This is a genomic window from Paenibacillus sp. J53TS2, from assembly GCF_018403305.1.
Taxonomy (GTDB): domain Bacteria; phylum Bacillota; class Bacilli; order Paenibacillales; family Paenibacillaceae; genus Fontibacillus; species Fontibacillus rhizolycopersici.
In genome coordinates this window covers 244,867-270,420 of the sequence record NZ_BOSK01000004.1, presented here as the reverse complement: position 1 = coordinate 270,420, position 25,554 = coordinate 244,867, and the positions used below count along the sequence as shown (strand labels likewise).

Genomic DNA, 25,554 nt, shown 5'->3' with positions numbered 1-25,554 from the left:
AACAGATGTTTTGGTGCCTTTGTCCATTTTAATTCAAAATATCTTGTTTCGTAAAGACAAGGAATGAAACGATTAGCGAGCAAGCCCCCCAAACCGCCAGCACAGCCAGCGAAAAGCCCAGCGTCATCCCCTCGATTGGCGCCGGAGTACCTGCTAAATAATTCGTTAAACCCAAGTTCACCATGAACAGGTATTTGGCGCTCGTCCAGGAGGAAGCCATATTCGTCAAAATATTGCCGGCGATCAGCGTCGCCATCATGATGACAATGCTTGCCGACGTGCTGCGCACGAGCACGGACACCATGAAAGCCAGTGCGGCGACCACAACGCTGACAAACCAAATCAGTCCGGCCTGCATGAAGATATACTGCCATTGCGGCACTGCGTGCACGCCCGAGATATCCACTTCCGCCCCTCTGAGCTGGAACCCGGTAAATACCGGCATCGTCCATCCGCGGTAACCGAAAAATAAACCCGATATCAAATAACAAATCAAACAGGTTGATAAGATGATTAAGGACACGAACATCAGCAAGGTCAACAGCTTGCTCAACAGGATTTTCCACCGTCTAATCGGCCGCGTAAGCAGCATTTTGACGGTTCCCCCCGTCCGCTCCGAAGACACGATATCCGAGCCCACACCCATGATTAACAGCGGAATGAACAATGTGGCCGCGTTATCTAAGAACTCCCGAGTAAACGAAACGCCGCCCGGCTCCTTCGGATTCACGTCATGTTCCAAATAATATTTCATCTGCTGAATATAAATTTGGCGGTATTTCTTCCATTCTTCCGGTACCCGGTCGCTGCCCAGCGAATTTTGGTTGTCCGTGATCGCTTGTTGAACCTCCCGGCGCCAGTCGGTACCGAACTTCTCCCGTTTGTCCTCGGCCTGCCGCAGTTGGGCGTAAGCAAACATCGGCACCAGCACGATTAGAACAAGCAAGATGACATAAAAGCGTTTCTTCTTGATCATCTTGATCGTTTCATTTTTTACTAAAGGCAAAATGTTATTCAATGCTTTCACCTTCCGTCATCTCCAGGAACAGCTGTTCAAGTGTCGGGCTGATTTTCTGGACGGCTTCCACCCGGACCCCCTCCCGCACCAAGCGACCTACGAGGTCAGGGATTAATTCCGGCTGCATTTGGGTTACAATCGCTTGGCCCTGGATCCCCGCCATGATCGTATCGTCCAGCACGTTTCCAGCTTCGTTCACCACGCTGACCCCGGATGCCGATCGAAGCAGCCGCTCTCCCGGCTCCCGGGGTTCCAGTTCCCATATCACATAACTCATGTTCGCTTGAATCAGTTCGTCAACTTGACCGACGGCCAGTACGCGTCCACGCCCGATAATCGCCACCCGGTCGCATAGCAGCTGAATTTCGCTAAGCAGATGGCTCGATACGAATACGGCCATGCCTTCCTCTGCCAACCGGCGGATAAACCCGCGCATCTCTTTGATGCCCTTGGGATCAAGACCGTTCGTCGGTTCGTCTAGGATCAGCAGCTTCGGTCGTCCTAACAATGCCTGAGCGATCCCCAGCCGCTGTCTCATCCCTAACGAATAGGTTTTAACCTTATCGTCAATTCGGCCCGTCAGCCCCACCATATGAACGACTTCTTCAATCCGACTCGCATCGATGCCTGGGATCATCCGGGCAAAATGCTCGAGGTTCTCCCGTCCGGTCAAATAGCTGTAAACCTCGGGATTCTCTACGATCGATCCCACGCAACGCAACGCCAGCTCCGGTTCCCGCTGCACATCGTATCCACAAATGTTCACTTGACCGGCCGTTGGGCGGATCAGGTCAACGAGCATGCGGATCGTCGTCGTTTTACCGGCCCCGTTAGGTCCCAGGAACCCGAAAATCTCCCCGGCATACACCTCGAAATTCACTTCGTGTACGATCCACTTTCGGCCGATTTTCTTCTTGAGCCCCTGTACCTTCAATACAGGTTGGCGTTGTTCGGCATTCATCGGCTTCCGTATCCCCATCGCCGTCCACTCCTTCATTTTTACTCCAGAACAAGTCCTTTATTAGCGCTTAATACCCTGCACCATTCGTTCAGCTATTGCTTGATAGCCGTCCCCGTTCGGGTGAAAATGATCGCTCGACAGATAGCGGGACGAGTTTTGTATAAACAAATCATAGGTAGGCACCGCTAACGTGCCTTCATATTCGCCGAGCGCATTCATCGCCATCGCATTCCACCGAGCCACCGCATCATTACCGATTTCCCGCATCCCTTCCAGGTCGCTGAATGGGTTATATAAAGAAACGTAGACAAGCAGTGCCTGCACGTTGATTTTTTTAATTTGCGCGACGACTTGCCCAAAATCAGTCGAGCTCTTATCGATGGCCGCATCGATTTCGGCTTCGGTGGGCACCTGTTCGCCGGAGGTCAATTCTTCCGTGCCGTTGAACAAATCATTGCCTCCAATGGACAACAGGATGATCCCCGCCTGCTGCAAAGCATATTTCACGCCCGGATCCTCCAGCATCGGCAAGAGTTCCTCCGTTGTTAACCCATTGATCCCGAGATTGTTGACCAATTTAGAGGTTGCGCCTTCTTTATTTAATAAGTCAACCGTCCGCCGTGCAAATCCGCTCCCCGTATCGTCCCCGGTCCCTTTGGCCAGGGAATCCCCGATAGCGGTCACATCGAAAGCGCCGGCCTTTGCGACCTGTTCCGTTCGGGAAGGGGATACCGCCTGCTTGCCGGCTACTGCCGAAGGATTCGCAATATCCGACACTGCGTAAACGAAGCCAGCCAGCAGCAGCAAGGTCGACAGGGCGGAGGAAATTCCTGCCCATCTCCAGATTCGGGACGTTCTGTTCATGCCACTTCCTCCTGTTCGTTCTAAGTCCCATCTAACACTCACTTCAATAAACTCTCCAACTTATGTAAATAACATAAAACTTCTTGTGAAGAGATGCAAATTTTCTCGAAAAAAGGACTAGCTTTTTGTAAGTCACAGAGTTATAATATTTCATGTTCCGAAAAAACTTCACGTTACGGGTTATTAGCTTAGCTGGTAGAGCAGCCGACTCTTAATCGGCAGGTCGCAGGTTCGACCCCTGCATAACCCATTTATAGCATCCTCCACTGCATCGGCAGCTTGGGGGATGTTATTTTTTGTCCACCTCGAAGCGAAAAAAGCACGAGAATCGAGGTTGTCGCCCCGTTCTCGCGCTTCTCGTCATGGTCCAGCCACCGCCACCTGTGTTAGTTGGCGCGGATGACTTTGACGTCGGCTGAAATCACCTTGACGCCTTCGTACAACATAAACCGTCCATTTTGCCACTCGATGCGCAGCAGCTTGCCATCGTCGGACTGGTATTGCCACACATGCTGCTCTCCGCCTTGCAGAAACGGCGTTTTGCCAACCACGGACACGTAACCCCCGTACTCCTCTTCCAAAAAATACTCCGTTCCGTCCAGCTCCATTTGAGACGGTACTTCGGTTGGATCGTCCAACCTTCCGTCAATCGGCTGATACCACTGATACTGCAGCGTCTCGCGCTCCTCCACCAGCAGATAACTGATGCGGCTGCCGTCCTGTAGCGTCAGTACGACGGCATTACGGCCGCGATTGCCCACTCGTCCGGTCACTTCGTAGGAGACGAGCGATACCTCGCAGATGTCACCGGGAGCTAGTGCAAGCATGCTCTTCTCTGTCATCGGCGGTGCCGGTTTGGCAAACAGGTTACCGATTCTTTTCCATACGCTCATGTTCGGTCTAGCCTCACTTTAGGTTCGATTCGCCTATTTTTTATCCTCGTATTGCTTCATCAACTCGGCCAATTCCGCTTCCACTGCAGCGTCCTTGTTCAAGCCTTCAAATTCTTCGTCCAGAGACTTGCCCTTGGAGCTAAGTTCATTGCTTGCTTCAGCTTGGGCTTCCATCTGCAGCATTTTCTCTTCCATACGTTTCAGACCGCTTGATGCGGAATCCGCATTAAACCCGGACATCGTCTTGTTGATTTCGTTCTGCGCTTTCGCCGCATTGTAGCGGGCTACGAGCGTTTCGCGTTTGTTCCTCATCTCCGTCAGTTGCTTGCGCATTTCCTCAAGCTTACCCCGAAGATTGTCGGCCGCTGCTTTATTCTGGTCATAGCTGGTCTTGTATTCCGCCATTTTCGTTTCAGCCGCTTTCTTCTCTTCCAAAGCGCGGCGAGCCAGATCAACGTTTTGCGCTTGGGCCGCTTGGTGCGCCTGTTGTGTGCGACGTTCGACCAAAGCTTCCTGTTCTTCGTACAGTCCCTTGAACTTCTTCTCAATGGCAATCTGAGCGGCAACCGCCTTCTCTGCGTCTTCAAGATCTTCTTGCATATCGCGGATATATTGGTCGGTCAACTTAATCGGATCTTCCGCTTTGTCGATCAAAGCGTTGATATTGGACATCGTCAAATCGCGTAATCTCTTAAACATAGACATTTGTTTATTCCTCCCGATTGAAATATCAGATTATGCATATGTTTACGCTGCAGAATTCAGGAGGTTTCAATAAAAATCTCGATTTGGGGAAGCTTCTAAAAAAAGAGCCCGAAAGGCCCCCATGTGAAATGTTCTTACGATCGCTGTCGCTCGCGGATTTCTTTGATTTCGTAAATTCCAACACGACAGAAATCCTCTCACAAAGGCGACCACAGCCTCTCCTTCCGAAGTAGCTTTCTGTCAGAAAGCTTTTAGTTTCTTCAAAATCATTTCACCCTCTGGCCTTTTGCGCTCTTTATCTCCTTTCAAATCCCCCCAATCCGTGAAGGGGGGGAGTAGGAGGCCCGGTGAATCTTATCGTTAATTCACCGGGTTATTACTCTATTACTCTACCCTGGTCTTTGCCATCGCCGTACGCGACTCCGCTATCTTGCGCTAACGGACCGTAGAGGCGTTATTTAAACATTTCCCGGTTATTTCCCAGTTTAACGGACCCAGAAGCCGTTATTCGCCTCAAAATTAGGCTACTACGGCCAATTGGGAGCAAATAAGGTCTTCTCGGTCCGTTAGAGTTCTTAGCCTTGTGCTTCTAGCCAAATAACGTCTCTCAGGTCCGTTAAAAATCAGCACACCCTCTAATCGCGCACTTCCACTAACTAGAACAAAGAGCCCGACGAATCATTGCCCAGATTCGCCATGGCTCTCTATCTGCCCCTAAGCTCGCGGATGAATCGCGAGTTGCCTCCTCAGCTCCAAGGAAAGCGAATAACGAACCTAAGGGAGTTTACGTCCGCATTGGGGAGCCGCTTGTCTTCCTTCTATCTCATCGTTGGACTAGCGGCGGACAAGAGCGGCCCGTGCTTGTTATTCGCTTCCGCTGACTCCGCTAAACTACAACAAAGAGCCCGGCAACACGCCAGGCTCCTCTATATTTTCATGCTCGCATGAAGACGCGAGCACTCATTTCCCGATAAACTCCTGCACCCAATACCCATTATAATACCCGACGCCGATCAGCTTGTATTTGGGATTGAGGATATTCGCCTTATGGCCAGGGCTGTCCATCCAATCCTTGACCACTTCCTCGGCGGAACGCTGGCCTTTGCCGATGTTCTCGCCGGCATAGAGATACGTGATGTTGGATGAGTCCATCATATCGAAGGGGGAGCCGTAGTTCGGTGACGTATGGCTAAAATACCCGGTTTTGAACATGTCGATGGCTTTGGTCTTGGCCATCTTCGTTAAGTTGGTATGCACCATCAGCGGTTTTAACCCGGCGTCCTTTCGCTCCTTGTTCACGAGCGCGACCACCTTGGACGCGTTTTGCGTCTGGATTTGCGCATAGACTGCTGCTAGCGACTTCGACTTAACTCCAGATACAGCAGCTGCATGCGCAGTGTCCGTTCCCAATCCGCCTCCTTGCGCCGTCGTCAAAGCCAATGCCAAAGCCGCAACCAGCAGCCCGGACATCCCGATTTTTGTACTCCATTTCTTCATGATGGATAGCTCCTCCCAGCCGTTTGCCCCGTTTTGCCGTTTCTTGTCACATTTTAACATATTTCGATGGCCTCTGCTTGCTTAAAAAATGGAAAAAGAGCGACTCATGAGCCGCCCTTCCCCCTGCCATTCCTTTTCTTATTTCTTGCTTGCGTATTTACGCATATCGAATGCTACGGCAGCAACGATAATCGCACCTTTGATGATTTGTTGCCAGTAAGGACCTACACCAACGAAGGTCAAGCCGTAGTTGATAACCGTAAAGATCAGCACCCCGGCCATGATGCCCGGAACCGTACCGATACCCCCTGTAGTGGAGACCCCGCCGACGACGCAGGCAGCGATCGCGTCAAGCTCGTACATGTTCCCGTAGTTGTTCGTTGCGCCGCCGGTTCTAGCGGCTTCCATCACACCTGCCAAGCCATACAAAGCGCCTGCGATAGAATAAATGAGGATCAGGTTTTTAGATACGTTGATCCCAGACACCTTAGCCGCTTGCTCATTGCCGCCAATCGCGTACATGTTTTTACCGAGACGTGTTTTGTTAAACATCACCCAAACAATGGCGCAGACGACGATGGCGATAATGACGATGTAAGGAATGGAGAAATCACCTTTCCCAATGCTCCCCGAACCCAGCAGATTCGTAAAATCGCCGCGCAGGCCGCCGATAGGCTGGGATTGGTTAGGATCGGTATCGAAGTACAGCGAGTTGATCCCGTAAATGGCAACCATCGTACCCAAAGTAGCGATAAACGGCGGAACTTTGAATTTAGCAACGATTACCCCGTTAATCAGACCAAAGAGCAGACCCACTGCAATAGCGATCAGAACCGGAATAAACATCGGAAGCTCCGGCAAATTGGGGAAGAAACGACGCGCATAATCTACTTCTTGCAGCATGGAAGCAGACACGACCGCCGTCAAACCAACCATCCGGCCAGCGGACAAGTCAGTACCGCCCGTGATGAGAATAAAGGCCACGCCGAGGGCGATGATCACCCGTGTCGACGACTGGATCAAAATATCGCGAAGCGTATTCAAGCCGATAAAGCTAGGCTCATAGACAGCGATGCCGACTAATAGCACAGCCAAAACGATATAAATGGCATTTTCACTAACAAAACTTTGTAATTTCTTTGTATTCATGATTTTCTCCTCCTTCTCTAACCTTAGTGCTGGGCAGCCAAACGCATAATTTCTTCTTCCGTAGCCTTGTCTCCATCCACAATCCCTGTAAGACGGCCTTCGGACATTACCATAACACGGTCGGACATCCCAAGCAGTTCAGGCATCTCGGATGAAATCATGATGATGCTTTTGCCTTGCTGTGCCAAATCCGCAATAATGGAGTAAATCTCGTATTTTGCCCCAACGTCAATCCCGCGTGTGGGTTCGTCTAAGAGTAGAATATCCGGCTCAGTCAAAAGCCAGCGCGCAAGCAGTACCTTTTGCTGATTCCCGCCCGAAAGGTTCATGATCAACGTCTTCGGGGACGGCGTTTTGGTCCGTAGCTTCTCAACCATTTGGTTGACTTCGGCTTTTTTCTTGCGATCATTCAAGAGCCCGAACGACGTCACGTAACGGGACATATTCGCGATCGCCCCATTTTCGTGAACGGACAATACCGGGAAAATACCGGTCGTGCGGCGTTCCTCCGTGAGTAGGGCTAACCCGTGCTTCTTGGCTTCGCCGGCACTGCGAATCTTGACCTCTTTGCCTCCGATCGAGATCGTCCCCGACTGAATTTCCCGGAGGCCGAACAGCGCTTCGATCAATTCCGTGCGCTGTGCCCCGACCAGTCCGCCCACGCCAAGGATTTCCCCTTTACGCAGCTCAAACGATACATCCTTAAACGATTTCGGGTTGCTGGACGTCAGCTTATCCACCTTTAAAATGACGCCGTTCGGCACATTGTGGCGGTCTGGAAACCGCTGCGTTAAATCGCGGCCGACCATCTTGGAGATAATGAGGTCCGTGGTCATTTCCGCTGCCGGCCACGTGCCAATCTTCTTGCCGTCGCGCATGATGGTGACATCGTCGGAGATCCGCAGGATTTCCTCCATTTTGTGCGAGATATAAATAATCGACACGCCGCGTTTCTTCAAATCATTGATGATCCGGAACAGATGCTCGACCTCTACGCTTGTCAAAGAGGAGGTTGGTTCGTCCATGACGATAATCTGCGAGTTGAAGGATACCGCTTTGGCGATCTCGATCGACTGGATCTTCGAAACGGACAGCTTACCGACAATCGTTTCCGGGTCTAAATCGATATCTAACTGTTTAAACAGCTCTTCCGTGTCCTTGTACATCTTCTTATGGTCAACGAAGCGGAGAGGACCCCATCCTTGCATAGGGAAACGTCCGAGCCATATATTTTCCATGACATTGCGGAAAGGTACCGGATGCAGCTCCTGGTGAATCATCGAAACCCCGAGCTTCAGCGCATCGCTGGAATTGTTAATTTCCGCTTTCTGACCATTCAGCACAATTTCGCCATCGTCCGGCTTATAAATTCCGAACAGGCATTTCATCAGCGTTGATTTACCGGCCCCGTTTTCACCCATCAGCGCATGAACGGTACCAGGTCTAACCTGCAGCGTTACGCCATCCAGCGCTTTGACGCCGGGAAACTCCTTGGTGATGCCCTTCATTTCGAGCATGAATTCAGACATTGTTTTTCGCCCCCTGATCATTTCTTTCGCTTTAGAGGCACAGCATGATTTCCTCCGGTATTCCTATCCCTGCGAAAAAACCGGGAGGTCCGTACCCTTCGGCATCGAACCTCCCATTTAGTCTTTGCGAATGTTGAGAAGTCCTGCTGATTACCTGCTAGCTGTGCTCTTATTTAAAGTCAGCAGCGTTATCCTTCGTTACTTTTTGGTAAGGGATCCAAACATATTGGTTGTCTGTAATTTCGAAACCAACGCTGTCTTTGCTGATCGCTTCGCCTTTTGCCAGCAAGGAAGCCAAAGTAACTGCTGCTTTCCCTTGGTTTTCAGCGTCATTCAATACCGTACCCAGCATCGTGCCTTGTTCCAGCGCTTGAAGTGCTGGTGCCGTGGCGTCAACCCCTACAACCGGCATGTATTTGTCGCCTGTGAAGTATCCGGCCGCTTTCAAAGCTTCGATTGCGCCGAGAGCCATGTCATCATTGTTTGCAAGCACGGCTTCGATTTTGTCGCCGTTTGCAGCCAGGAAGGCCGCCATTTTCTCTTGGCCTTTTACGCGGTCCCACATTGCGGTGTCTTCGGCTACTTTTTCAACTTTGATGCCAGCTTCTTCAATCGCTTGGATCGAATATTGCGTACGCAGCTCAGCATCTTGGTGTCCAGGTTCGCCTTTCAGCATCACGTATTGCAATACGCCGTCGCCGTTTTTGTCCGCTTCCGGATTTGCTTTCCAGTAGTCAACTACGATTTGTCCGGATAACGTACCGGATTCTTCGGCTTTCGCACCAACGTAGTAAACTTTATCCCATTTCTTCATATCTTCCGGCAAAGGTTCGCGGTTCAGGAACACAACCGGCGTATCTTTGGCTTGGGCTTTGTCGATAATGACGCCTGCCGCCGTACGGTCAACCGGGTTAACGATCAGCGCGTTTGTTTTCTTCGTCAAGAACAAGTCGATTTTATCGTTTTGGGTCGGTTGGGAGTTTTGGCTGTCTACGACATCCACTTTTGCAATCCCGTCCGCGTTCTTCTCGATGGAGTTCCGAACGCCCGTCATGAACGTATCGTCAAATTTGTAAATGGCCACGCCTACGCTTGGAGTGGATCCTCCATTTCCTCCGCTGCTCTCTTTGTCGCCGCCGTTGGAGCAACCTACCATTGTCGCACCGAGCATTGCTGCGGCCAGCATGACTGTCGTCAACTTCTTCATATCTTTGACCTCCTGAAAAATGTATTTCTGTGAGTTATCCTCTTGGATACGTTTTCATTATGCATGGTTTTCGACGGAATGCGAATCCAAAATTCTAAGATGTTTCTATCAAAATTCTGATGATGTCCCTTTGAGAATTTATAGTTCGTTTCTTCGGTACGTTAGCAAAACGGCAAAACAGCAAGCCGTCCGGACGATCCGGATCCCACTTGCTGTTTGCTCGTTTGAACTTCAACTAGAGAAAGAAAGGCTCGGTCTACCGCTGTCTCTACTTCACGAACGGGAACAGCAGTTTCTGGTTTTCCGGCCACAGCATATTGTTCAGGTCGATCAGCTTCGTATCCGTTGGAATCCGATCCTGCAGCTTCTCGCCTCGGGCAGCCTGGACGGCAGCGGCTACGGCCATGTAACCGTTGTTAAACGGGTTCTGTACAACCATCGCCTGCACCTTCTCCTCCTGAAGCAGCTCAAGCATTTCCGGCGGATTATCAAAAGCGATCATTTTCACTTTTCCGCCGTAGCCGAGCTCATCGACGGCCCGACCTGCGCCAATCGAAGATTCGGCGCTGAGCGACACGATGCCGTCCAGATCCGGGAACCGCTTCAGCATATTGGCCGTCAGGTTATAAGCGAGTTTCTCGTCCGAACCGCAGTATTGAATATCGACGACATGCACGCCGGGAAACCGGGCGATGTAGTCCAGGAATCCTTCCTCCCGTTGGTTCGCGTTTCGAGCGCCCTGGACAAAATTCATGATTCCGATTTCACTTTCCGGTCCGGTCAGTTCAACCAACCGTTCGGCGGCTTTCTGGCCGGCTTCGTAGTTATTGGTACCGACGAAGGTCTTCACCTTGGTCGAGGCCACTTCCGAATCCATCGAAATGACCGGAATGTCGTAATAGGATGTTCGGTCTGTCACCTGCCCCAACGCTTCATAGTCGGAAGCCGCCAAAATGATGGCATCGGGACGCCGCTTAATCGCCCCCTCCATCAGCTGGATTTGCCCTTCGACGTCGTTTTCGTTCTCCGGCGCCAGGAAATTCAACCGCACGTTATACTCTTTGGCCGCAACCTCCGCCCCCAGCTTGGTTGTCTTCCAGTAATCGCCGCGATCCATCTTGACGATCATGTCCACGTCGATAACCTGCTTGTTGTCTCCCCCTCCACCGGAGCGGCCGCAGGAGGACAGCAAAACGATCAGCAGGATGGAGGATAACAGCAGGCAAGCCAGATTCACGTACTTCGGCAATCGCTTCATGACTCCCTCCCGCCTTCTTCCGAACTTTCCGGCCGCACGGCCGGGATCGTAATCGTCACCGTTGTCCCTTCTTCCGGTTCGCTATCAAAATGAAGTCCATAGCTCGCGCCATAATAGAGCGTAATTCGCTCCTGTACGTTACGAACACCGACGCCCGACCCACTTTCACTTCGGATAGCCCCGCTAATGAGCTTCTCGACCGTTTCCGGAGACATCCCGATTCCGTTATCGCGGATACGAAAGACGAGCTTATCGCCTTCCAAATGGGCCTCCACCCGAATGAATCCCTCTTCGGCCGATTTTTCGATCCCGTGATGGATCGCGTTCTCGACGAGCGGTTGCAAGATCAGCTTTAAGGTTGAGCACTTCAATGCGTCTTCATCTGCGCTAATCTCATAGCGAAACTTGTTCTTGAACCGGATCGTTTGGATGATCAAATAATGGCGCACATGCTCCAACTCGTCCTGCACGCTAATGACGTGGTTCCCCTTGCTTAAGCTGATCCGGAAAAACCGCGACAGCGACGTTATCGTCGTAACAACCTCTTCGTTTCGTCCGAGCTCAGCCAGCCTTGTGACCGAGTTCAACGTGTTATAGAGGAAATGAGGATTGATCTGCGACTGCAGCACGTCAAGCTCGCTTTTGCGTTTGGCTTCCTGTTCCTGGATGATTTGATCCATCAACTCACGAATCCGGCGCAGCATTAGATTGAACCGCTTAGACAGCTGTTCGACTTCATAAGCGCCGCTAACATAGACATTCGTCCCGAAGTCCCCGCGTTCCACCATTTGAACGGAGCGCTCCAGCTTGCGAATCGGCTGGGAGATCCGGGCCGATACATAAATGCTGATGACCAGGATGATCGCGATTACGAGGGGCAAGAACCAGGACAGGAAATCGCCGACCTCCCTTTTTGTCGTCAAGAACTCGTCTGCGTAGGCCACCCCGACGATTTTCCACTCGGCGGGTTTGACCGTCTGAATCGTAATGATTCGCTGCTCCCCGTCTGACTCGTCGAAATAACGACCGTATGCATAATTCAGCACCGGCTCCAGATTTTCGTACTTCAATCCTGCATAAATCAGCTGTTGCTGTGGATGGTAGACGATATTCCCTACCTCGTCGATAATGTACACGTAACCTTTTTTGCCCAAGCTGATTCGACCGCTAAGCTCATCAATGGTACGGAAGTTGATGTCAATGACCAGCACGCCTTGCTTCAGCTTCCCTTGGTCCCGGTAGGTCACGGTTTTGCTCATCGAGACGACCCAGCGATACTGCCACTTAAACAAGTTCTGAATGTGAGGCGGGGTAAATTGCAGTTCCCCCGGATTTTCCATTGCGGATTCGAACCATAACTGCTCCTGCAGCCGTGTATTTTGCCGCATCGGAATGGACGGCATGTTACGCACCAGCTTCCCGTCCTCCGTAAACAACGCCATCGAAACCAGATCCTCGCGCGTACTGAGCACGGTCTCCAGTTGCTCCCCCAGTTGATCGTTGGTGGGCAGATCGGGGACTACGGCAATTTTTTGCTCCACAAGGTCAAAAATATCCTGCATTCCGCTAACATATAGCTCCAGGTTGGAATGAACCTGTTCAATGATTTGCTCTAAGCTTAAATAGGCATTCTCTTCCGCGGCTTGGGAGAAGCGGTTGAACAGCAAGGTGCTGACCAATACGACCGCAAGTACCGTAACGGCAATCGATGACAAGGATATCAGTACTTGAATGTTGCGCACATGGAAACCTTGAGCCATTCGTTTGACGGAACGCCACAATCTCATGAGCTTCTGGCTCCAGTGCGATATTCTTTCGGAGAAATGCCGTATTTCTTACGGAAGCAAAAACTGAAATAGTTGGGATCGGCAAACCCAACGCGTTCGGCGATTTCAAATGCTTTCAAGTCAGTTGTAGCCAGCAGGTCCTGTGCCGCATCCATCCGCACGCCCATCAAATAATTGACGAAGGTCGTTTTCGTCTCCTTCTTGAAAATGTTGCTGAAGTATCCGGTACTGATATGCAGATGCTGGCATACTCTGGCGATGGAGATATCATTGTCCCCGTAATGCGTCATGATGTAATCCTTCGCTTCATCTACCAACTTGTTGTAGCTCGATTGCCGATCGGAGGCGATGGAATGCTTCAGCTTCATACAGACATCCAGGAACCAGGTCTTAGCTTCTTCCGCATGCGAGAACTTGATGAACTGACCTAGAAATCCGGCTCCCTCACCAAATAATTTGTCGAGGTCAACGTGTACGTCCTTGGCGACCTTGATCACCGAGGTCAACATTTCCAGCAAATACACCTGAAAATCCTGATAAGACGCCTTACTATCAGCTAAAGCCGAGAACAGTTCCTCCAATAAGTCAGTCAACTCTTGGTCGCTGCCAACCTTCAGGCAGCGGACCAACTCTTTCTCCCTTAGCTCGTCCATAGATAACGGAACGTACTGCCGTGATTCCACGTCCTCGATCCAGATCACTTTATTGCCGCCGAGAATCACGCGGTAATCCAGCGCTTTGACGGCCTCTTCATAAGAGCCGGCGAGTTCACTCAGTTGCTCCACCTCAGAGCCGGCGCCAATCGTCACCGTTAGTTTAAGGAAACGCTCCACGCTAAAACGGATTTCTTCCAATAACTGTAGTGTTCGGTCTGCGAGTTGATCCTCCATGCTAGGCTCTGCTATGCTGAGCACCACAACCTCATCATGATGGATAAATGCCCGGTCTCCGGAATGAAGCCGGACCATCTCCTCGGCAATGTTATATACGGCAAACAGCTGTAACTGCGTATCGTTTGTATCCTTCAAGGAGACCGACGCCTGCCGATTCCCGGGTTCGCCGCTCCCAGATGATTCCCGACGGACCGTCGTAGAATCGATTCGGATCACGGAGACTTGATAACGTTCGCCGCTCAGATCCAGGTCATAATGCTCGCATTTCTCATGGATCTCTGTTTCCTGCAACCGGCGAGACACCAGGGAAGACAAAAACAGGCTCTGCAGGATTGGCAGATTTTTACGGTAATGCTCCGTCAGTAGCTGCACGTTTTCCTTCGCGGCCACCTCTTCATCTATCTGCATTTTCACCTTCGTTAAAATCTCGGCCAATTCTCTCGCCGAAAACGGTTTCAACACATATTCGTCGATGCCCAGTCGAATGGCTTTCTGCGCATATTCGAACTCCTCGTATCCGGTCAAAATAATGATCTTCGTGGCCGGGTATTGTTCACGAATCCACTCGGAAAGCTGCAAGCCGTTCATGAACGGCATTTGTATATCTGTTACCACAACGTCCGGCGCATGCTTCTCCACCAGCTCGGCCGCTTCCTTGCCGTTCTCTGCCGTCTCCATGACGGTATAACCGAGACTTTCCCAGTCGATCAGACTCAGCAAGCCCTCCCGTACGTCCTCTTCGTCATCGGCCAATATCAACTTATACATCGATGGACCATCCTCTTCTATACCCTGATTTCCCCCCGATTTTATCGTATCGGTCCGCAAAAGTAAATTGCGGATCATTCGGAGCTGATGGAAGGATCCAAGACCTTAGTCCAGTTTGTTTTCCGTCTTCGGTCCGTTTTGGGATTCCCATAAAACAAGTACCATGATATTATCCTAAAGAACTATCATCAACTCTAAATGGTGGTCGAATTTATGAACAATGAGATGAAAATCTATATTCTATTAAGCAATCCGAAGACGTTGGTCGCTAAAGCGATCGGATTATATACCCGCGCTCCTTACAATCATGCCTCCGTCGCCTTTGATCCTGAGCTGCGAGAAGTGTATAGCTTCGGGCGCAAACACCCCGTAATTCCGATCTTCGGCGGCTTCGTCAAGGAGGACATTCACTGCGGGGTATTCGAAAAGGCGACCTGCGCCGTGTATAGCTGCAAGGTTAGTGCGGAGAACTACATGCGCATGAGAAATTTCGTAAAAACCTTTGAGGACAACGGTGAACTGTATAAATATAACTTTATAGGCCTGTTGGGCGTGATCTTAAACATGGAGCTTGGCGGAGAGAACTCCTACTTCTGCTCTCAGTTCGTCAGCCGGGTGTTTCAAGAAGCCGGGGTCAAACTGCTGGATAAATCCGCAGGATTAACTACCCCGTCCGATCTCTGCGGCTGCTCGCAGCTCCAACTCGAATTCCGCGGACGCCTTGAAACCTACCGCGAGTTATACTGCTATTCACGTCGGTCCGCAGTGGCGTATGAGCAAAGCCGGTATTATGCGGCGAATTAATTTTGATTAACCACTGTCGGATTGAGCATGACCAAATAGCGCTATGTTTTCACCTTATTTGGTGGGAATAGCGCTATTTTAAAATCACCCTATTCTGCTGTTGGTCGTGATTTTCAGGCGGATAAGGTGATTTTGTGGCGCTAAATTGTTTTGAGTCGGACAATTATTCAACGATAAAAGGTTTTGGCGCACCATATTGCTGCAGCCACTGCACGATTTCTTGATTTCTCTGCTCGATGTACTTATCCTCTAATCCATGCTGACCATTCGGGTACACCACAAGCTTTACGGTTTTACCCGCCTTCTCCATTTCATCCGCAAATAATTGAACGGTTTGCCGGCGTCATGATGAATGGTCATATCTGTATATTATCCTATAAAAAAGGATAGGCCTAGGCCTATCCTACAATTGGAGTCCCTTTAAGGATGCTTCCGCTAAGCTAAATAAGCTTCCTTGACCTGCTCGTTGGCGAGCAGCAAATCAGCCGCGTCTTCCATCAAGATTTCACCGGTTTGCATCACGTAGCCGCGGTGGGCAATTTGCAAGGCTTGATAGGCATTTTGCTCCACAAGCAGCACGGTCATCCCCTCACGGTTCAGCTGTTGAATAATTTCGAAAATTTGCTCAACGATAATCGGCGCGAGCCCCATCGAGGGTTCGTCCAGTAGCAGTATTTTCGGCTGCATCATCATCGCCCGACCGATGGCCAGCATTTGCTGCTCCCCGCCGCTCATCGTTCCGCCCGTTTGCGCCAACCGTTCCCGCAGCCGCGGAAAATGGTCGAACACCCTCTCCATCCGCTGCTTAATCTTCTTTTTGTCGCTCACCGAAAAAGCACCCATCTCCAAATTTTCCTTCACCGTCAACCGCGGGAAGATCCGTCGTCCTTCCGGCACATGCGCGATCCCTTCCAACGCCGCCCGGTGCGGAGGTAAGTTTGACATTTCGGTGTCGTTGAAGCGGATGGTGCCGGTCATGTTCACCTGTCCGCAAATCGCCTTAAGCGTAGTGGACTTCCCGGCCCCATTCGAACCGATCAGCGACACGATCTCCCCAGCCTCCACCGTCAGGGTAACGCCTTTAAGCGCTTCAATCGCTCCGTAATAAGCGTGTACCTCTCGCAGCTCCAGCAAACTCATGAAATCACCTCAAGCCGAACCGCTTCTCCTTGGACAGCGCTTTTGCCCAGGTACGCTTCAATCACTTTCGGATGTGCACGGATATGGTCAGGTCCGCCTTCTGCAATTTTCGTCCCGTAATCCAGGACAAGAATGTGCTCGGATAACTCCATCACGAGCTTCATGTCATGCTCGATCAGGATGATGGTCATTCCGGTTTCCTTCTGAATTCGCCGAATCAGGCCGATCAATTCAGTCGTCTCGCGCGGATTCATCCCGGCTGCCGGTTCGTCCAGCAGCAGCACCTTAGGCTTCGCCGCCAGCGCCCGGGCGATCTCGAGCCGCCGCTGAGCGCCGTAAGGCAGGTTGGACGCTTGTTCGTTCAACAACGCTTGCAAACCGACGAACTCCAATAAACGGTATGCCTCTCGATGCACCAACTCTTCCTCATGTCGGGCAGTCGGCAGCGAGAGCAGTGTGCCGATGATCCCCGTCTTCAGATGGATGTGCATGCCCACCATGACGTTTTCCAGCACGGTCATGCTGCCGAACAGGCGAATGTTCTGGAACGTCCGGGCAATTCCCAGGCTCACGATCTGATGGGGTTTGACGCCAACGATGGACGTTCCATCCAGTTCAATCGCACCTTCGTCCGGAGTATAAATGCCGGTAATCATGTTAAAAAACGTCGTTTTCCCGGCCCCGTTAGGACCGATCACGGCGGAAATCTTGCCGCGCGGGAACGCAAAGTCAACGCCTCCAACCGCCGTTAATCCGCCGAAGCGTTTGACCAGCTTATTGACCTTCAGAATCGTCATTGACCTACACCTCTTCTTTGTTGTTTCGCCGGCGGCAAGACGGATAATGCTTTGCCCAAACGTTGCTCCTTTAGCCGCTCGGCATCCACCCTCTTGTTCTTGGCTGTGATCAGGCCATTTGGCCTGAAGATAGCAACGAGCACCAGGATCGCGCCAAAGATGAGTCGCTGCATTTTGGAAGGCGAGATCGAATTAGGGATATGAATGATTCCCTGCAGAGTCAACTGATTTAGCCAATTGGTAAGCTCGGTGAGCACCTGCAGATTCAGGATCGTCACCAAAGCCGCGCCGAGAATGACGCCGGGTACGCTGCCCATCCCGCCAAGCAGCACCATGACCAGAATCGTAATCGATTCGAGCAATGTAAAGCTGGTCGGATCGATAAACGTTTGCTTCGCGGCAAAAACCACCCCCATCATGCCTGAAAATGAAGCACCGATGGCAAAAGCGGTCAATTTGGTTCGAATGAGCGGGATACCCATCGATTGCGCGGCGATCTCGTTCTCCCGTATCGCCTTCCATGCCCGTCCAAGCCGGGAATACTCCAAGCGTTTGACGCTAAAAATGACGATTGCCAGAATAAAAATAACGATGAAATAAAACTGGTTCGGAAACGTGAAGGAGAGGCCAAACAAGCTCGGAGGCCGAATCGAAGACAACCCCATCGCCCCGTTCGTGATGTTCACCGGTTTATCCAGATTGTTAAAGATGATGCGGATGATTTCTCCGAACCCCAACGTGACGATGGCCAAATAGTCGCCCTTGACCCGAAGTACCGGCAAACCGAGTAAGAGCCCGAACAATGCAGCCATAAACCCGCCAAGCACGATAAAGATCCAAAACGCGCCCCCAGGCAGCGGAAACCAGTGACCGGAGATAAATTCGTTCGCCTGCGGTGTGGCAAAGATGGCGTACGTATAAGCCCCTACCGCAAAGAAGGCAACGAAACCGAGGTCAAGCAGTCCAGCGAATCCGACCACGATGTTAAGACCTAGCGCCATGGCGATGTAAATGCCGCACTGCGTGGCTACCTCCATGTATGACTGATGGGCCGGACCACCCGAGGTAGCAAACGGGATCACCGCAAGCAGCAGCACCGCTCCGATCCCCCATTTGATCGAGGTTCGGAAGGTCGTTAAATACAAGAGTAGCAAGGAGCCAAGTAAGAGCAGAAAGGAGATGACCGACTTATCCGAGAAATACACGCCGGCTGCCGCGACCAAGATAAACAACGTTAATAACAAAGCTTGTGCGAATGGGCTTCGCCCCAACCAGAGCTTCAGTTGATTCATGGCAGATCACCTACACCTTCTCTTTCACGGCCTTGCCGAATAAGCCTTCCGGCTTGAAAATCAGCACCGCGATTAGGATCAGAAAAGCGACGACGTCTTTATATTCCCCGCCTAACACGCCCCCCGTTATGGCCGACAGGTTGGCTGAGGAGAACATCTCCAATACGCCGATGAACAACCCGCCGAACATGGCGCCCCGGATATTGCCAATGCCGCCGAGGACCGCAGCGGTGAAGGCTTTCATCCCTAAGATAAACCCGATATACGGGTCGATGGTTCCATACTGCTGGGCGAACAGGACGCCGGTCCCGCCGCCTAGCGCCGACCCAATAAAGAAAGTCAAAGCAATCACTTTATTCACGTTAATCGACATCAACGACGCCGTTTCCCGATCCTGGGCTACGGCCCGCATGGCGGTTCCCCATTTGGTGCGGTTCACGAAAAAGTCGAGACCCACCATGAGTACGACAGCCACCGTCACAACGATGATCGTATTCGTCTTAAGAAATGCGTCGTCAAACCCGCTCCATAAGGATGAAGCACCGAGCTTCAGGTTATCGCCGTACAACGAGATGCCGGTAACGATAAAATTCCCGGTACGGATATCCGCGATAAACCGTACGATATCCTGCAGCAGGAAGGACACTCCGATCGCCGAGATCAGCGAGATCAGCTTCGGAGCTCGGCGGAGCGGCCGATAGGCCACCCGCTCGATCCCGATCCCCAGCATCCCGGTTGACAGCATCGCCGTCGCCAGGATGAGGAAGTAAGCGAGTCCGGCAGGTAGCCCAGTCAGCCAACCTGCCGAGTTCATCGTCAGTAAGGCTGCGGTGCCTACGAACGCGCCGGTCATAAATATTTCTCCATGCGCGAAATTAATGAATTCGAGAATGCCGTAGACCATCGTGTAACCGATGGCCACCACCGCGTAGACGGCACCCAATGTTAATCCGTCCACCAATACTTGAGGGAGTGTTTGCAGGATCATATCCATAAGTCCTTATCCCTTCTGCGTTATTGCCGAGAGTTCATTACTTCGGCTGTTCGATCTCCGAAACCATCGTGCCAGGGTAGGTTGGCGAATCGAATTTATAAATGAAGACCTTGGCGTATTCATTATCGCCTTTGTCGTCAAAGCTGACTTTCGTGGCGATGCCCTCGAAGTCGGTCGTAGCTCGGACCGCATCACGGACCTGTTCGCGAGTCGGAAGCTTGCCGCCATTGCCCTCGATCGCTTTTTCCACCGCGTTTAAGATGACATTCATCGAATCATAGGCATAAGCGGAGTAGTTCTCGACGGATTTGCCGAACTTGGCTTTATACTTATCCGCCCATTCCTTGTTGGATTTCGTGACGTCCGTAGACACGGAGCTGTAGGCAACTTCCGTCAGCTTGTCGCCGGCGATGTCGACCATGCCCGAGGAATCCAGCGCGTCTCCGCCCATGATCGGCACCGTGATGCCTTTCTCGCGCGCCTGTTTGACGATCAGTCCCGCCTCCGCATACATCCCGCCGAAGAAAATAAAATCCGGCTTCTTGCTGAGCACCTGGTTCAGTACGCCGTTAAAATCCTTCTCCCCAACCGTAATGCCCTCGTAACCGGCGATGGTCGCCCCCAGCTCTTCGGCTGCGCTGCGGAAAGCGTCGGCCAGCCCCTGCCCATAAGCCGTTTTATCCTGGATGACGAATATATTTTTCGCTCCCACGGTTTTCACGGCATATTCGGCGCCCGCCGGTCCCTGGAAATCGTCGCGGGCAACGATCCGGTTGGCCGCTTTCAGCTTCCGGTCGGTGAAGTCGGTTGCCGTGCTGGCCGGGGAGACCATCGGAATCCCGTATTTCTCGTATACGACCGAGCTTGGAATCGATACCCCCGAGTTTAGATGTCCCAGTACCGCCAATACCGCTTGGTCGGCGCCGATCAGTTCGGAGTTGGCGACACCTTTCTTTGAATCGCCTTGATCGTCGTAAGGCACGAATTGCAAGTCAAATCCCAACTCCTTAAATTCCGCTTGACGCTCCTCCAGCGCCATCTGCCCTCCGAGCTTAATCGATTCCCCTTGAATCGCCGAGCCCCCGGATAACGGGGATTGCGAAGCAATCTTGATGACCGTCAGTTCGCCTCCGGATGCGGCGGCATTGCCATCCGCAGGTTTCGAAGTGTTGCCGGACGAATTGCATGCCGAGAGTAACCCCATGATTAGAAAAGTGCTGATAAGCCAAACATAGCTTTTTTTGCCCTTCATACGCATCCTCCTAAAATGGACATTTTCCTAGGGTTGAACCCCGGTCACTGTTAACTATATGTCATAATACATAACACAATAGATATCATCCGCTTCATATATGTTAGTATTCGTGACATTTGAGAATGAATTTAACCTATTGACTACAAAAAACTACGGTATCCTACCCAATACAAAAAAAGAAATGTTAAAATATTTTACATTCCCTTCTCATTCTCCCACGCAAGCACAAAAAAGCCCCGTCCTAAAAAAGGACGGAGCCTGAATCGCAGTTTGTCTACTGATTTAAGTTATATTTAGGTTTAGCTTAACGGCTTATTCATCCGGTAACCGGTGCAGCTGAAGCCGCAATGCTCATAAAACATTTTCGCGGACAGATGATTCTCTCGGGCTGTAGAAAGAACCAGATCCGTGCTACCACGTTCGATGGCCCACTTCTCCGCCTCCATGATCAACCGTCTCCCGATCCCTGTACCACGGTGTTTCTCTTCAACGACCAAAGCTGTAATCCGGGTGACCGGTTTAATCATATCATGCGTCTGATGCTGCTTGAGAAAAGCTGTCCCTACGACCACACCGTCGAGTTCCGCAACCAGATTGCCTAGCAGTAACTGACCTTCCAGCATTGCTAGACGTTCCTTCAACACACTTGCCGTCATCGGATAACGCAACTGACGCATTAAAGGAAGCATGTGTTGAACATCGTCGCAACAACCGTTGCGAATGACCAGAGCCGGAGCTAACGCCTCAATACTCAATTGGACCAAACCACCTTCAATAAATTTGCCGATTCCTAATCCAATTCTATTTTCCGGTTTTATGTCCAAGATTGCAATAGTTCTAATTAAAAATGCACATATTTTTCGATAAAAAGTTACAAAAACCGAAATTGGGCTTCGACCAAGCCGTAATAGATTCCCTTTTGTTCCATCAGTTCCCTGTGCGTACCTGATTCTTTAATCTGACCATGGTCCAAGACGATGATCTTGTCGGCATTGCGGATGGTAGATAGCCTATGGGCGACGATAAAAGACGTCCTCCCCTTGAGGAGCACCTTTAACGCGTCCTGGATCTTCAGCTCGGTCTCCGTATCAATGCTTGCTGTCGCCTCGTCGAGGATCAGAATCCGCGGATTCGCCAGCAGCGCACGGGCAAATGACAATAGCTGACGTTGCCCCATCGAGAGCACGTTGCCGCGTTCCTCCACCTCCGTATTGTAGCCGGACGGTAGCTTCATGATAAAATCATGGGCGTCCACCGCTCTGGCCGCAGCCTCTACTTCCTCATCCGTCGCGTCCAAGCGACCGAAACGAATATTGTCCCGAATCGTTCCTGAGAAAATAAACGTATCCTGCAGTACAACTCCGATTTGGCTGCGAAGGCTCTGGACGGTGACCTCGCGAATATCATGACCGTCGATCACCACCGAACCGCGGCTCGGGTCGTAGAAACGGCTGAGCAGGTTGATGATCGTGCTTTTTCCCGAACCCGTATGGCCGACAAGCGCGATCGATTGGCCGGGACGAACGTCCAAGTCGATGCCTTTCAAGGCTGGGCGCCCTTTTTCATATTCAAACACGACCTGATTAAAGCGAATCCCTCCCGTAATCGCCGGGAGCGGCTTAGCTCCTGGCTGATCCGCGATATTCGGCTCCTCGTCGATAAATTCGAAGATCCGTTCAGAGGAAGCCATCGCCACCAGCAGTTGGTTGTACATTTGTCCCAGGCGATTGATCGGATCCCAGAAGTTCCCCACATAGTTGCTAAACGCCACCAGCAGGCCAATCGTCAGTTCTCCGGTCTGAATGAGGTAAACGCCCAACATAAACAGCACGAACGTGCCGATGCCCCCGGTAATTTCGATTAAAGGACCAAAACCCTGGTTCATGGCCGACGCTTTGTCCCACGACTTCTTGCTGCTCAGGTTCATCGAATCGAAGTAACGCATGTTCTCCCGTTCTTGGGTGTAGGCTTGGGTGACGCGAATCCCTTGAATCGATTCATTCAAATGGGAGTTGATCCGCGAGTTCTTCATGCGAACTTCCTGCCAGGCCATCCGGATTTTTTGCCGCAGTTTGGTGGAGATCAGGAACATGATCGGCACGGTGATCATCACCGCAAGTCCCAGTTTCCAATTGATCAGCAATAAAATCACGACAATCCCGGCCAACTGCACGCAGTCGATCATCAGGTTAACGACCCCGTTGGTGAACAACTCCTGCAGGGAATTAACGTCATTGGTCACCCGCACTAGCACCGAGCCGGCCGGACGCTTGTCGAAGAAGTTGAAGGAAAGCTTCTGGATATGCTTAAACAAATCGGCGCGCAGGTCATAAATGACCTTCTGTCCAATAATGTTCGTGTATTTAATCCGGTATACGCCGGAAACCCACTGAATCAGGTATAGGATGAGGACGGCGACGGTGATGCCGTACAGCAACGTTAAGCTGGTTTGGCCGTTCTCCGGCGCGATCGCCCGGTCGATGGCTAGACTCGTCAAATAGGGCACGGCCAGCTTCGTTACTGTACCTAGCACCGTCATCAGGACAATCAAAGGCAACATCTGTTTGGCGTAAGGGATCATATAGGCAAAAAGCCGGCGGAATTGCTGCCAATCAAAAGCCTTGTCAATCACCTCGTCATCCTGGTAAACGAAGCGTTCCTCGATTTTTCCGCGGGCTGATTCTTTCCCTTGAGGCTTCCGCCCGGTTACCGTTTGCGTATTCATACGTCACCTTCCCGTTCACGCCGGGCCGCTCCATCCAGATGGTCCGCGTATTGGATTCGGTACACATCCCGGTACGGACCGGGAACCTCAATCAGTTGCTCATGTTTGCCGCGTTGCACAACCCTTCCTTCATTCAAGACGAGAATTTCGTCCGCGTGGCGCAGAGAAGAGATTCGGTGTGCGATGATAAATGTCGTTCGCCCCCGCATGACTTCTTGAAAGCCCGATTGGATCTCCTGCTCGGTCTCCATGTCCACCGCGCTGGTGGCATCGTCTAAAATGAGGATTTTCGGATTTTTGAGCAAAGCGCGGGCGATCGCGATCCGTTGCTTCTGCCCGCCCGACAATCCGAGTCCTCGCTCACCCACTACGGTATCGTACCCGTCCGGCAGCTCCATGATAAAATCGTGCGCCTTCGCCAATTGGGCAACGCGAATGATTTGCTCCATGGATACATTGTTCATGCCGTACGCGATATTCCCTTTAATGGTCGATGAGAATAGAAATGTCTCTTGGAACACGGTGGCGATTTGGCTTCGCAAGCTGCGCACGTTGATCTCTCGAATGTCTTTGCCGTCCAGGCGGATATGGCCTTTGTTGACGTCATAAGCACGCATCAACAGCTGGATGATCGTTGATTTGCCGGACCCGGTGCCGCCGAGAAAGCCGATGACCGAACCAGGTGAGGCATGAAACTCGATGTCGACGACAGCCGGCATTTTGTTTCCGTATGCGAAGGTGACCCGATCGAACTGGACATCGCCGCGAACCTGCTCCGGATCGAGCTCTACGGCCCGCGCTTCGTCCTTGACGTCAATCGGTTGATTCAAAATTTCCAGCACTCGTTCCCCGGATGCCTTCGATTGCGTATAGTTGTTAATATGGAAGCCTAGGCCCCACATCGGGCCGATGATAAACCAGATCAAACTAAAGAAGGCGACTAAATCGCCGAGCGTCAGCTGCTCCTTGATCACCAATGTGCCGCCGGCCGCCAGAAGAACCGCAACGCTAATCGAAGCCAGCAACTCCATCACCGGAAAGAATTTGCTCCACAAGGTAGCCGCAAAGATCTGGTTATCCTTATATCGCTCGTTCCGATGCGAGAACTTCTCCACCTCATGCGGCTCCCGGGCGAACGATTTGACGGTGCGCACCCCGGTTACGTTCTCCTGTACTGCAGTCGTCAAGGAACTGAGTGCCTGGCGCATTTCCTGGAATGCCGGATGAATTTTCGACTCGAATTTGAGCGCCACACCGGCTAAGAATGGAATCGTGATCATCGTCAGTAAGGTCAACTGCCAGTGAATGGACAACATTACCGCCGATCCGAAGGTCACCATCAGGACGAGATTAAGCAACTGGGCGAAGCCAAACCCGACGAAGTTGCGGATCGCTTCCAAATCCCCCGTTAATCGGGACATTAAATCCCCGGTTTTCGCTGTGTCGTAATAGCGGAACGATAGAAATTGTAGTTTTTCGTAGCAGGCGTTACGTAGTCGGTAAGCGAGATAATTCCCCAATCTTCCGCCGAAGAATCCGTGCAGGAACTGCAGCAGCGCCTTGACGGCCACGACGGAAACCGCCATGGCGGCAATCCACACCACTTCCCCGTAATTTCCCGGCCGAATCACATCGTCGATCAGCTTGCGCAGCAGCATTGGATAAACTAAGCCCAGTCCGGTAGCTGCCGCCAAACATAAAATCGACAACACCAAGTAATTCAACTTTGCCTGGTAATATCCCCGAAGTTGCCTGAGAACCTCCATGTCACTCCTCCTACACCCGTTAGTTGGAATTAACTTGATCAACCGTCATAAACCAACGATTCCGGACGTCTTGGATGAAATAACAGAGGGATCTGTCTGAACGCCGCGAAACCTGTCACAGCCTGGAAGCATGCGCTTTCATGGCTATAGCTCTTTGCAGTTTATCATTCGGATTTTCCCGCGGCAAAGCGAAGAAAAGCCTAATATCCCTTAAATTTGGAATATTAGGCCTCTATCGCCGGTTAAACCGGC

The 25,554-nt window shown here is 51.5% G+C and carries 21 protein-coding genes and 1 tRNA gene; 2 read left to right on the top strand and 20 right to left on the bottom strand.

Annotated features, from left to right (window positions below; all coding sequences use genetic code 11):
- Nucleotides 1-28: 28 nt before the first annotated feature.
- Genes KJS42_RS11360 through KJS42_RS11350 form a run of 3 tightly spaced genes read right to left on the bottom strand, consistent with a single transcriptional unit; the run spans nucleotide 29 to nucleotide 2,843 of the window.
- Complete coding sequence (locus tag KJS42_RS11360; RefSeq protein WP_213623017.1) at nucleotides 29-1,018, bottom strand: ABC transporter permease; 990 nt, start codon at nucleotides 1,016-1,018, stop codon at nucleotides 29-31.
- Nucleotides 1,011-1,997 (bottom strand): ABC transporter ATP-binding protein, encoded by a 987-nt coding sequence (locus KJS42_RS11355; protein WP_213622884.1) that lies wholly within the window; start codon nucleotides 1,995-1,997, stop codon nucleotides 1,011-1,013. The genes KJS42_RS11360 and KJS42_RS11355 overlap by 8 nt, the downstream gene beginning before the upstream one ends.
- Before the next feature lie 42 nt (nucleotides 1,998-2,039).
- Complete coding sequence (locus tag KJS42_RS11350) at nucleotides 2,040-2,843, bottom strand: GDSL-type esterase/lipase family protein (RefSeq protein ID WP_213622883.1); 804 nt, start codon at nucleotides 2,841-2,843, stop codon at nucleotides 2,040-2,042.
- 177 nt (nucleotides 2,844-3,020) lie between these two features.
- Between KJS42_RS11350 and KJS42_RS11345 the strand changes: the two genes are divergently transcribed.
- Nucleotides 3,021-3,093 (top strand) — tRNA-Lys (locus KJS42_RS11345).
- A gap of 136 nt (nucleotides 3,094-3,229) precedes the next feature.
- Here the strand turns inward: KJS42_RS11345 and KJS42_RS11340 are convergent.
- From KJS42_RS11340 to KJS42_RS11300, 9 genes are all read right to left on the bottom strand, one after another.
- On the bottom strand, nucleotides 3,230-3,736 hold the full coding sequence (locus KJS42_RS11340; RefSeq protein ID WP_155608487.1) for a DUF4178 domain-containing protein: 507 nt from the start codon (nucleotides 3,734-3,736) through the stop codon (nucleotides 3,230-3,232).
- 33 nt (nucleotides 3,737-3,769) lie between these two features.
- A complete protein-coding gene (locus KJS42_RS11335) occupies nucleotides 3,770-4,441 on the bottom strand; it encodes a PspA/IM30 family protein (protein WP_155608488.1) in 672 nt (223 codons plus the stop codon).
- A 960-nt stretch (nucleotides 4,442-5,401) separates the two neighbouring features.
- On the bottom strand, nucleotides 5,402-5,938 hold the full coding sequence (locus tag KJS42_RS11330; RefSeq protein WP_193416058.1) for a CAP domain-containing protein: 537 nt from the start codon (nucleotides 5,936-5,938) through the stop codon (nucleotides 5,402-5,404).
- A gap of 138 nt (nucleotides 5,939-6,076) precedes the next feature.
- Nucleotides 6,077-7,087 (bottom strand): galactose/methyl galactoside ABC transporter permease MglC, encoded by a 1,011-nt coding sequence (mglC, locus tag KJS42_RS11325; RefSeq protein WP_155608490.1) that lies wholly within the window; start codon nucleotides 7,085-7,087, stop codon nucleotides 6,077-6,079.
- A 23-nt stretch (nucleotides 7,088-7,110) separates the two neighbouring features.
- Nucleotides 7,111-8,616 (bottom strand): sugar ABC transporter ATP-binding protein, encoded by a 1,506-nt coding sequence (locus tag KJS42_RS11320; protein WP_193416057.1) that lies wholly within the window; start codon nucleotides 8,614-8,616, stop codon nucleotides 7,111-7,113.
- Between the two features lie 169 nt (nucleotides 8,617-8,785).
- Nucleotides 8,786-9,823, bottom strand: a complete 1,038-nt coding sequence (locus tag KJS42_RS11315) for a galactose ABC transporter substrate-binding protein (RefSeq protein ID WP_155608492.1) — start codon at nucleotides 9,821-9,823, stop codon at nucleotides 8,786-8,788.
- Between the two features lie 268 nt (nucleotides 9,824-10,091).
- A complete protein-coding gene (locus tag KJS42_RS11310) occupies nucleotides 10,092-11,081 on the bottom strand; it encodes a substrate-binding domain-containing protein (protein WP_213622882.1) in 990 nt (329 codons plus the stop codon).
- A complete protein-coding gene (locus KJS42_RS11305) occupies nucleotides 11,078-12,868 on the bottom strand; it encodes a sensor histidine kinase (protein ID WP_213622881.1) in 1,791 nt (596 codons plus the stop codon). The genes KJS42_RS11310 and KJS42_RS11305 overlap by 4 nt, the downstream gene beginning before the upstream one ends.
- The gene (locus tag KJS42_RS11300) at nucleotides 12,865-14,529 is read right to left on the bottom strand and encodes a response regulator (RefSeq protein ID WP_213622880.1); all 1,665 of its coding nucleotides are present in this window, start codon (nucleotides 14,527-14,529) and stop codon (nucleotides 12,865-12,867) included. Before KJS42_RS11300 ends, KJS42_RS11305 begins: the two co-directional genes overlap by 4 nt.
- Before the next feature lie 213 nt (nucleotides 14,530-14,742).
- Here KJS42_RS11300 and KJS42_RS11295 point away from each other — a divergent pair, with 213 nt between their 5' ends.
- Entirely contained in the window at nucleotides 14,743-15,333 is a 591-nt protein-coding gene (locus KJS42_RS11295; RefSeq protein ID WP_167521293.1) for a C40 family peptidase, read from the top strand.
- Nucleotides 15,334-15,768: 435 nt separating this feature from the next.
- Here the strand turns inward: KJS42_RS11295 and KJS42_RS11290 are convergent, their stop codons facing one another.
- From KJS42_RS11290 to KJS42_RS11255, 8 genes are all read right to left on the bottom strand, one after another.
- Nucleotides 15,769-16,473 carry an ABC transporter ATP-binding protein gene (locus tag KJS42_RS11290; protein ID WP_155608498.1) on the bottom strand — a complete coding sequence of 235 codons (705 nt, stop codon included), beginning with the start codon at nucleotides 16,471-16,473 and terminating at the stop codon, nucleotides 15,769-15,771.
- Nucleotides 16,470-17,270: an ABC transporter ATP-binding protein gene (locus KJS42_RS11285; RefSeq protein ID WP_213622879.1), complete on the bottom strand. Its 801-nt coding sequence runs from the start codon at nucleotides 17,268-17,270 to the stop codon at nucleotides 16,470-16,472. Before KJS42_RS11285 ends, KJS42_RS11290 begins: the two co-directional genes overlap by 4 nt.
- A complete protein-coding gene (locus KJS42_RS11280; RefSeq protein ID WP_213622878.1) occupies nucleotides 17,267-18,562 on the bottom strand; it encodes a branched-chain amino acid ABC transporter permease in 1,296 nt (431 codons plus the stop codon). The genes KJS42_RS11285 and KJS42_RS11280 overlap by 4 nt, the downstream gene beginning before the upstream one ends.
- Nucleotides 18,563-18,572: 10 nt before the next feature.
- Complete coding sequence (locus KJS42_RS11275; RefSeq protein WP_213622877.1) at nucleotides 18,573-19,556, bottom strand: branched-chain amino acid ABC transporter permease; 984 nt, start codon at nucleotides 19,554-19,556, stop codon at nucleotides 18,573-18,575.
- Between the two features lie 37 nt (nucleotides 19,557-19,593).
- Entirely contained in the window at nucleotides 19,594-20,808 is a 1,215-nt protein-coding gene (locus KJS42_RS11270; protein ID WP_213622876.1) for a branched-chain amino acid ABC transporter substrate-binding protein, read from the bottom strand.
- Between the two features lie 302 nt (nucleotides 20,809-21,110).
- Nucleotides 21,111-21,566, bottom strand: coding sequence for a GNAT family N-acetyltransferase (locus tag KJS42_RS11265; protein ID WP_193416050.1), 456 nt, complete (start codon nucleotides 21,564-21,566; stop codon nucleotides 21,111-21,113).
- A 116-nt stretch (nucleotides 21,567-21,682) separates the two neighbouring features.
- Nucleotides 21,683-23,536, bottom strand: a complete 1,854-nt coding sequence (locus KJS42_RS11260; protein WP_155608502.1) for an ABC transporter ATP-binding protein — start codon at nucleotides 23,534-23,536, stop codon at nucleotides 21,683-21,685.
- Nucleotides 23,533-25,302: an ABC transporter ATP-binding protein gene (locus KJS42_RS11255; protein ID WP_155608503.1), complete on the bottom strand. Its 1,770-nt coding sequence runs from the start codon at nucleotides 25,300-25,302 to the stop codon at nucleotides 23,533-23,535. The genes KJS42_RS11260 and KJS42_RS11255 overlap by 4 nt, the downstream gene beginning before the upstream one ends.
- Between the last annotated feature and the right edge of the window lie 252 nt (nucleotides 25,303-25,554).